10 protein-coding genes are annotated in these 13983 nt (G+C 43.8%); 9 read left to right on the top strand and 1 reads right to left on the bottom strand.

Annotated features, from left to right (window positions below):
* Positions 1–31 precede the first annotated feature (31 nt).
* Entirely contained in the window at positions 32–907 is an 876-nt protein-coding gene (locus tag MKY63_RS25880) for a 2-dehydropantoate 2-reductase N-terminal domain-containing protein (RefSeq protein ID WP_076099199.1), read from the bottom strand.
* 161 nt (positions 908–1068) lie between these two features.
* Between MKY63_RS25880 and MKY63_RS25875 the strand changes: the two genes are divergently transcribed.
* The 9 genes from MKY63_RS25875 (at position 1069) to MKY63_RS25835 (ending at position 13944) form a co-directional block, all read left to right on the top strand.
* Positions 1069–1647: a TetR/AcrR family transcriptional regulator gene (locus tag MKY63_RS25875; RefSeq protein ID WP_076274511.1), complete on the top strand. Its 579-nt coding sequence runs from the start codon at positions 1069–1071 to the stop codon at positions 1645–1647.
* Between the two features lie 475 nt (positions 1648–2122).
* Positions 2123–2686, top strand: a complete 564-nt coding sequence (locus tag MKY63_RS25870; protein WP_036677216.1) for a TetR/AcrR family transcriptional regulator — start codon at positions 2123–2125, stop codon at positions 2684–2686.
* Between the two features lie 73 nt (positions 2687–2759).
* A complete protein-coding gene (locus MKY63_RS25865) occupies positions 2760–3947 on the top strand; it encodes an MFS transporter (RefSeq protein ID WP_339810312.1) in 1188 nt (395 codons plus the stop codon).
* Between the two features lie 5 nt (positions 3948–3952).
* Positions 3953–4249, top strand: a complete 297-nt coding sequence (locus MKY63_RS25860; RefSeq protein WP_076274512.1) for an FAD-dependent monooxygenase — start codon at positions 3953–3955, stop codon at positions 4247–4249.
* Complete coding sequence (locus MKY63_RS25855) at positions 4219–5046, top strand: FAD-dependent monooxygenase (protein WP_076274513.1); 828 nt, start codon at positions 4219–4221, stop codon at positions 5044–5046. The genes MKY63_RS25860 and MKY63_RS25855 overlap by 31 nt, the downstream gene beginning before the upstream one ends.
* 246 nt (positions 5047–5292) lie before the next feature.
* Positions 5293–7035 (top strand): histidine kinase, encoded by a 1743-nt coding sequence (locus MKY63_RS25850; protein WP_076274514.1) that lies wholly within the window; start codon positions 5293–5295, stop codon positions 7033–7035.
* Positions 6951–8627 carry a response regulator gene (locus tag MKY63_RS25845; protein ID WP_339810305.1) on the top strand — a complete coding sequence of 559 codons (1677 nt, stop codon included), beginning with the start codon at positions 6951–6953 and terminating at the stop codon, positions 8625–8627. The genes MKY63_RS25850 and MKY63_RS25845 overlap by 85 nt, the downstream gene beginning before the upstream one ends.
* Entirely contained in the window at positions 8624–10366 is a 1743-nt protein-coding gene (locus MKY63_RS25840) for a hypothetical protein (protein ID WP_339810302.1), read from the top strand. Before MKY63_RS25845 ends, MKY63_RS25840 begins: the two co-directional genes overlap by 4 nt.
* Positions 10367–10593: 227 nt before the next feature.
* Positions 10594–13944: a glycoside hydrolase family 9 protein gene (locus MKY63_RS25835; RefSeq protein WP_339810299.1), complete on the top strand. Its 3351-nt coding sequence runs from the start codon at positions 10594–10596 to the stop codon at positions 13942–13944.
* The last annotated feature ends 39 nt before the right edge of the window (positions 13945–13983 follow it).

Raw genomic sequence — 13983 nt, 5'->3', positions numbered from 1 at the left:
TGATAACTTTTATGGAAAAAATTTGCTTGGATCAAATCGAAAACTTCTCATGAAACATTTCATCTAATAATATTATTTCTGCTTTTCTGCTGACAGCTTGGTTTCCAAACTTAACATCAATGATAAACTCATCACTCAGCATCTGCCGATACCGGGATATAATCTCTTCTTCCATCAGTTCTCCCATTGACTTCGTTTCAGTCGGGATTACAGAGATTCCAGCTTGCTCTACCAAGTAAAGATTTTGTTTGATATCTGTAGCTACTTTGCTAAGAATGCTTTCGCTTATTGCTGTCTCAATATCTACCATTCCTTCATTCGTATAAAAATGCTTGTTGACTGCAGCGAGTGCAGCATGTGAAACATGAAATGCTTGAATATCTTTTTGTATTTCATACTGCATTTCAGCTGTTTCGAATATCAAAGCAAGCTCCTTAACTCTTTCGGTCGTTTGTCCATTTATTTCACCAAAATAAGTTTTGGAACCAAATTGAGCGTATAAAATATCCTCTTTAATGTCTCCACCTGCACCAGGGAATCCTGGAAGTAACCGATCACCCACGATTTCAAGCCAGGAATTATAACCAATAGTGTTGGTCAGTGTAATTATTGTTTTGCTCTGATTATTTTTGATCGCAGACAGGGCAGATTCTGCCTGATCATATCGTACAGGAACAAAGATAAAATCATAGATGTCATCATCTACAAGCTTTTCGACCGTCTTAATGGATAGTTGCTTTATCGTACCGTTGTCGTTGTATCTCAAACCCTTCCGCTTAAGTTCATCCAGCCTTTTTCCTCGAGCCAGTAAAGTGACGTCAAACCCCGATTGTGCAAATCTAAGAGCGTATAAACTGCCAATTACGCCAGCGCCAAATATTAGAAGTCTATTTTGTTTTATGTTCACTATTATCATTCCTTCCGACTAACTAGTCACTGATTGTTTAAGCAACATCTGTTTGATAAGATAATAGTATGACAAGATTATGCTTACAACCGTCAATGTAAGAAAAGAGTTGCATAGACAACAAATTCCGATAATTGATGTTTTAGAAAGGGGATACTAAGATGGTACATCAAGAAGATCCGAGAGTATTACGGACTCGCCAGTTAATAAGAGAAGCTTTCAGAGATCTTTTACAGACTAAAGGATTTGATTCAATGACAATAAAAGATATCTCACAGAAAGCTACGATAAACCGGGCTACTTTTTATGCCCATTATGAAGATAAATATGCTTTACTCGATGAATTTACAGAACAGTCTTTTCATCAGATGATTCCTGAACAAGTAATGAATGCACGGGAGTTTTCAGATGAAATATGTAACCAGTTGATCTTGTTGACTCATCAGTACATCGTTGATTTTTATCAGAAATGCAGAATGGATTCCAAATCCATTGCTAAGCTGGTGGATGAGAAAGTAAAAAATATGCTGCAGCAAATCATTGAAAACATATTTTTGAAAGGGATTAATTATGATATCGCAGACCGCCAACATACAAAGATCATTTCAGCAATGACAGGTTCAGCGATCTATGGCGCTGCATTTACTTGGTTAATTGAGGGGGAGGCTGATCAGACCGATTTACTTGTGGACATTGTTCGTCCTTATGTAATGAGTGGCCTGGGACTCTTGATAAGATAGAATAGGAACGCTTACAAGCATAACACTCGGGACAAGTCCCACGAACAGGAAGGTTTAATCACTTCGCCAAGATTATCAGAAAGGTGGAACCTATGGTTGATTTTGACTGGTCATTTTGGGAGACGATATTACTTTATTTCATGCTCATTTTTTTCGAATCACCAGTAGGTATAATTATCGTAATTATTGTTGTTATTATTTTAATTATGTTTATAGTTGATAAACTAGTCATCAAATCCTAAATTGCAAATATCCACAAAAACTAACGCTTCGGACCATTCCGAAGCGTTAGTTTTTGTATGCGCAAGTTATGTTTAGTCATCTAACGCATGCCTAAATCCAGAAAATAATAATTCTCAAATTAGCTATTTTAAATATGATGAAAATGATATAAGATAATGTAACAAATGAAACGATACGTATCGTTCTATAATTGCATACTTTTAATAAATAATATCTAGGAGGTGAAATGAATATGAAAGGGAAAAACAAAGAACCTCGAAGTAAAAAGGAGATTCTTACTGCAACCATTGAAATGTTAGAATCCAACAGTTATTCATCATTAACGATTGAGGCGATTGCAGCACAAGCTGGAGTAGGTAAAACAACCATCTATAGATGGTGGGAAAATAAAGCACGTCTTGTATTGGACGCTTTTCTAATGACCGTAGAATCAGAGTTTGAATTTGATAGCAATAAATCCATTGAGGTTAACTTTAAACAACAGCTTGAAGCTTTAGCTCGTATCCTCAATAGCAAAATCGGGAAATCCACTTTAACTATAGTTACAGAGAGCGAAGAAATCGCGAAAGATTTTTACGTATTGTTTTTAATGACTAAAAGAAATGAAGCCAAACAATTACTCCAAGCAGACATAGATAAGGGAGAATTGAAGTCAACAATTAACCTGGATATAACTTTAGATCTGCTTTATGGTCCCATTTACTTTCAAATTCTCATCTATAAAAAAATTCCGGATGCGGATTACATAAAGGATTTGTTGATCCATGTCTTGGAAGGCATCACTGTTGCAAATTAATAGTAAACCGGGGGATATTCACTTTATGAATCAGACGATAGACGTTCAGAATTACAATAAGAACTATTCATTAATGACGATTATTTTATTTTGGTGTGGTTTAGTTATTCTAACTAGCATGTATATTACAATTCCATTATCCGAAGTGTTTTCGCATGCCTTCCAGATTAGCCCGAGTGAGGCGGCTTGGATTGGGAGTTCATTTTCTCTTTGTTATGCTCTGGGCTGTCTTTTGTATGGACCTTTCTCAGACAGGTATGGACGTAAAGTATTTTTAGTAGCCAGCATTATTGGGTTAACCGTAGTTACGCTTGCGCTAGGATTTGTGGATAGTTTTTACGGGCTTATTATGCTTAGAGGAGTGCAAGGCCTAGTGGCTGCTGCATTTGCACCTATTGCGCTAGTGTATGCAGGGGAAATGTTCCCTCCTCTTAAAAGACTAACAGCCGTTGGATTTATAAGCTCAGGACTGTTAATGGCAGGCATAGTAGGCCAGGTTTTTAGTGGGATTGTTAACGAAGCTCTTGGCTGGCGTGCTATTTTCTTTATTTTGGGGATTGTGTATGGTATTACTTCAGTGATTGTAATGAGGTTCCTTCCTAAAGATGAAATGCTAAGACCGAAAGAAAATGTTCTGCGGAAGTTTAAACAAATGACATTTCTGCTAAAACAATCACACTTGCTTTTGGCTTTTGCGATAACCTTTATGCTTCTATTAACTTTAGTTGGCATGTACACTGTTTTGGGAAGTTATTTAAGCTCAGCTAAGTTTGGACTTTCTTCACAGGATATCCTTTATATTCGTGCATTTGGAATCGCGGGGATGCTTTTATCACCCTTTTCCGGAAGAATTGCTCAAAAACTTGGAATGGCCGCTGTTCTAAGGGGAGGCTTAGCTTTAGCTGCAATTGGGTTGCTTGCTCTAGGTTTTAGCACGAACCTGCCACTTCTTGTCCTAATGAGCGTTGTATTTGTGGCTGGTATCGCGCTGGTAACTCCCGTTATCATCTCAATCGTCAGTCAATTAGGGGGAAATGCAAGAGGGTCTGCTATTTCATTCAATGCATTTATTCTATTCCTAGGTGCTAGCACAGGCCCGATATTAGCTTTGAAATTATTAAAAACAGAAAATTATTCGTTATCCTTTACTATATTAGGTTCTATTCTTTTATTAGGTTTTTTAATCTCTCTTTTTCTTAGATTATCGGCTAGGGTTCCAGTAGTGAAAAATGAACGGGCTGCTTCTTTACCCACAGAGTGATAGGAATGATTAAAGAAACGGAGATTTGCATTGTTGGTGGTGGACCTTCAGGCCTCTTTCTAGGGCTGCTGTTAGCCAAAAATGGAATTAGAGTTACCGTACTGGAAAGTCAAACAAGCTTTAATCGCAAGTTTAGAGGAGAAGTTCTCCAGCCTCGATTTGTAAGGCTCGTGAAAGAGCTGAACCTGGAACAGCGTCTTGAAAAGTATGAGCATATAAAATTATTTAATGCCGAAATATGGAATAATAAGAAATATATCACGAAAAAGAAATGCCGGAGGCACCTTACGCAATTAAAATAAAACAATCCGTCCTGTTAACTTTTCTTTATGATCTAGCAAAGGATTATACTAATTTTGTGCTCGTTTTTAACGCTAAGGTCACTTCAACTATTAAAAGTGCAAATCGAACAGTCGGAGTAAACGCCTTAGTAGATGGACATATGACTGAGATCCATGCTTCTTTAGTAGTCGGAGCGGATGGACGGATGTCCACGGTTAGGAAGACAAGCGATTTTTCTTTTAAGTATAAAAAAGAAGATTTTGATTTAATCTGGTGCAAAATATCGACTAATGAGTTCAAGCTAAATCAAAAACTCCTTTTCACATTGTCTGATTTTAGTAACTTCATAGGACTTCCTTATTCCTCTGATTGTGTGCAAATAGGTTTTACAATGAAGAAAGAGCAACGGAATACCATAAAAAGAAAAGGCATCGAACCATTAAAGCTTGAATTCATAAAGGCCTTTCCTGAGCTTGAAGAAGACATTGAAAAAATCATTGATTTCAAATCGTTCGTTTCTATCCAATCAGAGACTTTTATGCTGGACAATTGGCATGATAAGGGTTGTATTCTAATCGGTGATGCTGCACATTGTTCTTCTCCACTCGGAGCTATCGGATTGTCCTTGGCTTTTGAAACAGCGCTGGTCACAGCTGAACTTATTGTTGCATCAAAATTAGAGCCAAATCATGAATACAAGCGTTTAGATCGTTTGCAGCCCATTCGTAATCGGGAAATTCGTTTTGTGCATTTTGCTCAACAGTTGATAATCAGCATGATCGTTAAATCCCCTAAAGGGATAAAAACTTCTCGCTAGCGTGCATGAAACTGATGGGAAATAGCAGGATCGCTAGATATTTAATGCGGAGATTCTTTTTGGGGAGTCCTAAAATAACGGTTGATAATGCCTTTAAATTTTAACGAAGCCTCATTCCTAAGTAGAGTTCATTGGGAATGAGGTTATTTTAATTTGTTGAAACGCAAAGAATTTGTATAGAAAACGCTTTCTATCCATTGTAAAATACAGGTTGAGGTGTAATTACAAAACAAGGATGGAAATCCCATGCGGATCAAATTTAATATTTTTCAGAAAATGTTAGTGTTATTGCTGATTCTGCTAACTCCGGTTGTGGCGCTGTACTATTATTCTACCTCTAAGAGCATCAACGTCATACAGGAGGAGCTTATCAAAGCCAGCCTGAACCGGATGGAGCTTTTCGTGGCACAACTGGATGCCAGCATTGAGAAGTTCGACTTAGTCTCCGCACCTATGCTCGTTGACACGAACGTCCTGGAGTACCTTTACAACCTCAACATGAGCGATTATTCCCTAATGAAAACAAGGCTGCTGATCCAAGAGAAGCTGTCGCTGGCCAGCGCATCGGGCAACTGGCGCAATGACGTAACCGTCTATTTCCCGCAACGAGACGATAGTATTTCTTCTTCCCCCTCCTATGAATATGACCTTCAAGAGTTTGAAAGCCGATTTTCGCTAGGGTGGAGCTACAGCGAAGATTTGGAGATTGGCTCCGGTTTTACTCGAACTTATGTCACTACGGGTTACAAACCAGCCCGTCCGGACGATCTGGATGTTGCCGTTCGCATTAACCTCTACAAGTGGAGCTTCGAAAATTTGCTTGATACCTACAAATCTGGTCACTCTGACAACCCGTTTTTCTACAAAGAAGGACATGCCATCATCGCCAGCCGGTCCGCAGATGGGCCCAAGATGGACCAAATTATCGCGGAATTAGGCGACAGGATCAATAGCCGGGATTCAAGTTTTTTAATTCATTCCTTCGACGGCAGGCCTTATCTGATTACCTATTATTATTCCAATATTCTTGAGTGGCATCTCGTCGATTCTGTTCCACTTAACCAGATTATCGGACCTATCAAGCAACAGCGGTTATTGTTTGGAGCTTCTTCGATTATTTTGCTCCTATCCTGTATTACCGCCGCGTCTGCCTTGTACTGGAACGTACATCGGCCTATCTTTCAACTTGTGCGTGCGGTGCAGCGGATTAAGGAAGGCGATTACGCCTACCGGCTGCCGAAGAAATCAAACAATGAATTCACGTTCCTGATGCAGAACTTTAACGAGATGGCGACGCAGATCCAAGATCTCATCGAGAATGTCCTACAATCGCGTATCCTTGCGCGCGATGCCACGCTAAAACAGCTACAAGCACAGATCCATCCTCATTTTCTGTACAATTGTTTAGGTTTCATCATTAATATGACCAAGATGGGGAAGAATCGGGCTGTCATAGACATGGCGTATCATCTGGCCGACTATTACCGGTATACGACGCGAATGGATAATCAAGGAGTCAGCCTGGGGGAAGAACTGGCGTTCGTGCGCATTCACCTCGAGATTCTTCGGCTTCGCAATGAGACGCTGTCCTACAGCATCGAACTGCCTGAAGAGTTGGCGGAGCTGCGAATTCCCCGGCTTCTTATCCAACCGATCGTGGAGAATGCGATCGTGCATGGACTTGAGAACGTCGAATATCCAGGCCGGGTTGAAATTAGAGTTTACGTCAATGAAGATCAATTGCACTTGGAAGTGGAGGATAACGGAAAAGGATTAAATAAAGAACGGATGGACCAACTGCAAATGGAGCTTCATATTCCGGCCAGTGAATATGCAGGCTGCGGTCTTTGGAACGTATATCAAAGACTGCAAGGCAACTTCGGTTCAGACGCTCAAATTGAGTTTTGCCCGTCCAGACTGGGGGGGCTAAACGTGAGGCTGATTTGGAGACTTGGGATAAAAGACGAAACGAAGGAGGAAGAGCAATGAATAGCCTGCTTGTAGTTGATGATGAGAAACATTATGCGGACAGTCTGGCAGATACGATTCCATGGGCGACACTTGGTATCTCCCGCGTTTGGAAGGCTTACAGCGCGAGCGAGGCACTTGCTCTGATAGACACCTTCCCCATTGACATCCTTATGACGGATATCCGTATGCCGCGCATGAACGGCCTGGAACTGATCGAACAGGCCAGGCTTCGTATTCCAGGGCTGAAGTGCCTGCTGCTCACAGGTTATGCGGACTTCGATTACGCCCGAAAAGCGATTGAGCTGCAAGCGCTCGATTACCTGATGAAGCCCGCGAAGGACGAGCAGCTACTTACGGCAATGGGCCGGATCATTAAGCAGCTTGAGCAGGAGCGATCAATCGAACAGGGCTTCCGTATCTACCGAGACAATAGTGCAGAACTGAAAGCAGGGTTGTTGCTCAAAGTGCTCAGCGGAAATCTGAATAGCAAGGCGCTTGCAGAGAAGTTAAAGCTGTTTGACCTCCCTCTTCCGATACCAGGTCATGTCTCGATGTGCCTGGTCCGATTGGGTTCCCCCTTCGATGGACAAGACCTCTATTCGCAGTCACTGATCCGGTTCGCGGTAACAAACATGCTGGAAGAATTGCTGATGGACCGCTATGACTGCTGGTCGGCGGCGGATGATGAAGGAAACCTGCTCGCTCTGGTATACGACCTATCAGGAGCACCACCCGATCCGGAATGGGTGCTTGAGCGGATAGAGCGATTAAAGCAAGAAGTACAGAGTTTGCTTAAAGGTGAAATTTCTGTAGGGGAAACCGACTGTCTATTCCCGGAAGGACTGCAAGCTAGTTATATGACAGCTAAATCGCGATTAGATAGTGACGGTTTTTCGGGTGGGCAGGTGCCCGAGCGGAATGAAGAGGAAGCGCGTCTTATGCGCAAGCTCTATGAAACGCCTCTGCTGACACATCTTTTGGAAACGGAGCAATGGGAAGCGGCGGAAGCTAAGATCCGAGCGTTTGTGTCACCGCTAATGCATACGGGTTCGCCTTACCTCATGCGCGATGTCTTTTTCTTTCTCTCCAATGCCTTCCAGTATATCGCGAATCGCAGCGGCAGGACGCTGGCCCAAATGCTCACTCCTGAGCAATCGGCTTTCGTTAAAGGAAAAGCGATGCTGCACGCGTCGCAGCTGGAAAGCTGGGCGCTCGACTTACTACGCACACTTCGCGATAAGCTAGGGGAGGAGACCGAGGACCACAGCCAGGTGATCGTCCGGAAGACGCAACTCTACATCCAGAAAGAGCTGGACAAGGACTTGTCACTTACTTTGCTGGCCAAACGCGTCTTCGTACATCCTAACCATCTGTCAAAAATCTTTAAGCAGTGTACAGGCACTACCGTATCCCAATATATTTACGAGCAGCGTATGCTCAAAGCCTGCGAGGTGCTCAAGCATACAAATAATAAAATCTACCATATTGGTGAAAGTATTGGCTATCCCAATACCAACTGGTTTATTCGGAAATTCCGTGACTATTATCAGGTGACGCCGCAGGAATTCAGGGACAGATACCGATCGGGAATGGAGGGATTGGGCCGGTGAAGAAGCAAAAAAGAAAGGCCATCTTTCTATGGGCAGTTCTGAGCGGAGTGCTGCTAGTTTCCGGCTGTTTAAGTAGCACAGGGAAAACGGCACAGAACAGTACATCCAATGGGGAAAAGAAGCCGGTATGGGACTTTAAATACGATCCGCCTATAACGATCACAACAGGAATCGTAGACGAGAATCGGCCTAACGCATTCAAGCCAGATGAAAGCCTTACAGACAACGTGCATACCCGCTGGATGGAAGATAATCTGGGAATCGTCACGAAGTTTGATTGGATTGTCAGCAAGTTCGAAGATGCAGATACCAAAATTCGGCTCGCGCTGGCTGTGAATGGCAAGCTGCCGGACACCCTTAGCGCTGAAGGAGACATCCTGAAGTATCTGCTCAAAGCCGACAAGTTGCTTCCGCTGGATGATGCCATCGAGAAGTATGCTCATCCTAAGCTAAAAGAAGCGCTGGAGAAGTACGCTTATACCATGGCAGAAGTGACCAAAGACGGCAAGATATATGGACTTCCCCGTTTTAGTGCAGGAGATGAGGGAACGGTCATGTGGATCCGTAAGGATTGGCTTGAGAAACTGTCGCTGAACCCGCCTACGACGATAAGTGAGTTGGAGAACGTGCTGAAGGCATTTTCTGAACAAGATCCTAATGGGAATGGCGAAGATGACGAAGTTGGTCTAGCGGTTCCGCTGAAGGAAGGTCCCTGGAGCTGGATGGGGCAGACAGATGCGATTGCCGGAGCTTTTTCTAGGCAGATGATTAGCACGTCTGACATCAAACTGTTCTGGAATGAAGACGAGAAGGGCAGCTTGATCTTTGGCGCCGTACACCCGGATGCTAAGAAATACCTGGAAACGATGGCGTCCTGGATGGCGAAGGGCTATATGGACAGGGATGCAGGCATGCAGGACCCGAGCCAAGCGTCCGAACTGGCGGTTAACGGAATGGCCGGTGTCATGTTCGGCCCGTTTTGGATGGGAGCCTGGCCGCTCGGCGATACAGTGAAGGTCGATCCCGAAGCGGCTTGGCAGGCTTACCCCCTTCCTGCCGGACCGGATGGGTTAAAGGGCAAGGCACAAAAGCCGTTGTACGGTATCTACACGGTGTTCAGCAAGGATTTCGCGAATATGGAAGCCTGGTTCGCTTATTATAACAAGTTGCTTGCCAAAAATTTCGGCCCGGATGACCCGTACTTCGATCCCCGATTCGCACAAGGGTTTCACGAAGGTTACGATTATGTGATCATGAACGACAAGGTCATTACTGTCAATTTCGCGACTGAAGGCGTGCCAAATGATAAGTGGCCGCTTGCGGACGGGTCTTCAATGGATATGCGCTGGATGCTCTATCCGCTGACAGGTGGCGCTCCAGCCTTGCCTTATATGAATGCGGATGCAATCAGAAAATTATCTGAAAATTCGGAAGCCATAGTGACGACGCCGATCGAACAAGCCATTAAAGGTTTAAATTCGGCTCAACTTACGGCGGCTGGGGTGGCGATTGCCGAGCAGGGACTCGAAATCCCAAACCGATACCACGGACCTTTAACGGACGGGATGGAGAAACACGGAGTGTTCCTGCAGAAACTCGCAACGGAGAGTTATCTGAGCATCATTTATGGCGAGAAGCCGATCTCCTACTTTGATGAGTTCGTAGCCCAATTTTACAAGAATGGCGGCGACGTAATCACGAGAGAAGTAAATAATTGGTACATGGAAAACAAGCCATAATATTGTGGCTTGTTTTCTTCTATGTTCCTTTATTTCTTCTATATAACAGGATTAACTTCGTGAATTAAAATGATTTTATTAGAAAGCGTTTTCAAAAAAAGAGGTGATGGTATACGAAGTTAATCATAGAGTAACTCTCACTAACTAAGTATAAACTTTCGAACTGATTTTTGTATGAAGCGGAGCGAAGCAGTTTATGCTCACAAAACTTTTTAGGAGGAGAGGTAATGAGGAAAAAAGTAAGCGTGTTTCTGGCATTAACTATGTTTGTGGCTATCTTTTTTTCAAATCCGATCAAGACTAATGCGGCAACCCCCGAAGCGCCTGCAGGGTGGAGAGACTTACTAGATTACCAAATATTCAGTAATATATCCGACGGCTGGGCAGGAGATAGCGGGTTTGGATTGGAGACGGAGAACAGCAAGCTGCCCATTGATACTACAGCAATGTACAATGGATTGCCTTCATTATTGTTGAATGCAAAGACGCCTACCAGTCCTTCCTGGTACAACGCTTTAATTACGGTTGCCGGCTGGAAAGCATATGATTTTACCTCTTATCATCCAAATGGATTCCTTGAGTTTAATATCAAAGGAAATGCGGGCGGAGAGTCCTTTTTACTGGGCTTCAAAGACCGGGTATTCGAAAGAGCTGCCGGCAATGAAATTACCACTACTGTAAACATTAACAACTACGTCAACATTTCTACAAGTTGGACCCATGTGAAGATCCCGTTAAAGGATCTAATTCAGGTCTCCCAAGGAATTGATGTATCTTCCATAGATGCATTATCCATCAAGAATAATGGTTTTCAACCTTTAAAAGTGTGGCTTAATGACATCAGGGTTACGTCTCCCGATAAGGAGAAAGAGTACGCCCCCATCAAGGTTAATCAATTAGGATATCCCGTAGATGGAGTAAAGCAAGCGCTTGTAACCGGTTTTGAGGATGTGCTCACGGTCGATGCAGGTACTCCGTTTAACATTATTAACGCCACAAATAATTCGACAGCTTACTCCGGAACGCTTGTACTCACCAAAAATTATGATGCTATCGATAGCGGGGAGCGTATTTTTACCGCCGATTTCACAAATTTAACGATTCCGGGAAAATATTATGTTTCAGTGCAGGGTCTCCAGAATTCGCCCAAGTTCACTATCGGCGAAGCTAACGAAATCTATGAACCCTTTTTAAATGACGTAACAAGATACTTCTATTACCAGAGAACCGGGATTAATATTACCAGCCCATACACTCAAAATTATCAAAGAACAGATTTTACCCCTGACACCGCAGTGCCTTTAATGTCTAACCCTTCCATCAAAAAAGATGTTTCCAAGGGATGGTACGATGCGGGCGATAAAGGCAAGTACGTTAACGCAGGAGCCAAAGCCTTGTCGGATCTCTTCTGGGCCTATGAAATGATGCCGGAGAAATTTACAGACAATCAATTTAATATTCCTGAGAGCGGAAACGGCATTCCCGACATCCTGGATGAGGCAAGGTGGGAACTGGAATGGATGCTCAAAATGCAGGATGCTGCAACTGGCGGTTTCTATGCGCGAGTGACCTTTCAGGATGACGACAATATGGTAGACAGAGAAATTATCGATAAGGATACGGTAAGCTCGCGGACTGATATCAAAACGACCGCCGATACAGCTACCGCAGCCGGTGTATTGGCACATGCCTACTTAATTTATCAGAATATTGATCCGGCTTTTGCCCAAAGTTGCTTGGATGCGGCAATAGACGCATGGGGGTACCTGGAAGCACATCCGGAAAATATTCGGACGCCTAACACGGGCAGATGGCCTTACGATGTGACGGATGACGCTTCGAATCGTCTGTGGGCTGCAGGCTCCCTGTACCGATCGACCGGCGATGCCGAATACAATGATTATTTCCTGGCGAATTACACCGATATGGGAATATTTTTTGAGGATACCCTTGATTTCGCCAGTGGTTGGGCAAACACCTGGAATACAGGCTTCTTCAGTTATCTGAAAGCCGCTAATCCGGACTCCGGAGTCTTAAGCTGGTATTCGGATAAATTCCAGCAATGGTTCAATGACAAAGTGAGCAGATATAACGATAGCCCTTGGAAAAGCATCATAAAAGATGGTAACTACTATTGGGGAATCACCATGCAGGTTGCGGACACACCGATGGAAATGATCATCGGTACGAAGTTACTGGGAACTTTTGAGAGCAACCGCGCTATCATTAATGAGATTAACAATAGTCAGTTAGACTGGATTCTTGGCCAGAACCCGGTAGGCGTATCTTTTGTATCAGGTTACGGCGATAACAGCGTGAAATATCCGTTCAGCATCATGTATAGAACAGATGGATTACCTGGTGTACCTAAGGGATATCTTGTCGGAGGACCGAATAAATACTCCAACGACATAACCGTAGGAAACCAGATATCAAGATTTGCAGCCAAAAACTATACCGATAACTTCCAAGAATGGACTACAAATGAACATACCGTTTATTGGAATTCAGGGTTGGTATTCATTGCCGCATTCGCAACCGGAAATAGCAGCAACTCGACCATTAGTCCAACGACTGCTGCCTTTGATAAGAAAACAGCAAATCAAGCTGATATTCCGGTGACTCTAACGTTGAACGGCAACACGCTCACCGACATTAAGAACGGTACGACATCTCTCGTTGTGGACACGGACTATACCGTTTCGGGCAACACGGTCACTCTACACAAGAGCTATCTCGCGCAGCAGCCAATCGGCAAGGCGAACCTCACTTTCCTGTTTAACGCCGGTTCATCTGCTACGCTATCCGTTGCTGTGAACGATTCGTCGGTTATTAACTCGACGATCAGTCCGACGACCGCTGCCTTTGACAAGCAAATCGCGAATCAGACCGACATTCCGGTGACCTTGACGCTGAACGATAACACACTCATCGGCATTAATAATGGCACGACTGCCCTAGTTGCTGGTACGGACTACACCGTATCAGGCACGACAGTGACGATTCAGAAGGCATATCTGGCTGCCCAACCGGTGGGAACAACGACGCTGACGTTCAACTTTAGCGCAGGAGTAAGTGCGAATCTTGCGGTCTCCGTGGTCGATACCCCCACTGCCGAAAGTGGTTCTATCAAAGTGCAGCAGTACAATTCTCCTGTTACGGCAACGAGCAATTCGTTGAGCCCTCGGATAAAGCTGAAGAACACCGGTACCACTGCCATCAATCTGTCCGACGTGAAGCTTCATTATTATTACACGATCGATGGGGAGAAGGACCAGAATTTCTGGTGCGATTGGTCCACTGTCGGCAGTAGCAACGTAACTGGCGACTTCGTCAAGTTGCCGGCTCCTTTGACAGGAGCTGATCATTATCTGGAAATCGGCTTTACGAGCGGAGCCGGAAGTTTGGCAGCTGGAGCCAGCATTGAGCTTCAGATCCGCGTGAACAAGACCGATTGGACGAACTACACGCAGACGGGAGATTACTCCTTCGATCCGACCGATTCGACTTACACCGATTGGAGCCATACAACTGGCTATATCGCAGGCGCTCTTCAGTGGGGAACAGAACCTCAATAAGTAACGTCACAATTGACGTTACGGCTCAATAGTGAAAAC

Source organism: Paenibacillus sp. FSL R7-0189 (assembly GCF_037969925.1).
Lineage (GTDB): Bacteria > Bacillota > Bacilli > Paenibacillales > Paenibacillaceae > Paenibacillus_AQ > Paenibacillus_AQ odorifer.
Note: the sequence above shows the minus strand (reverse complement) of the source record. Positions and strands in the feature narration are given on the sequence as shown.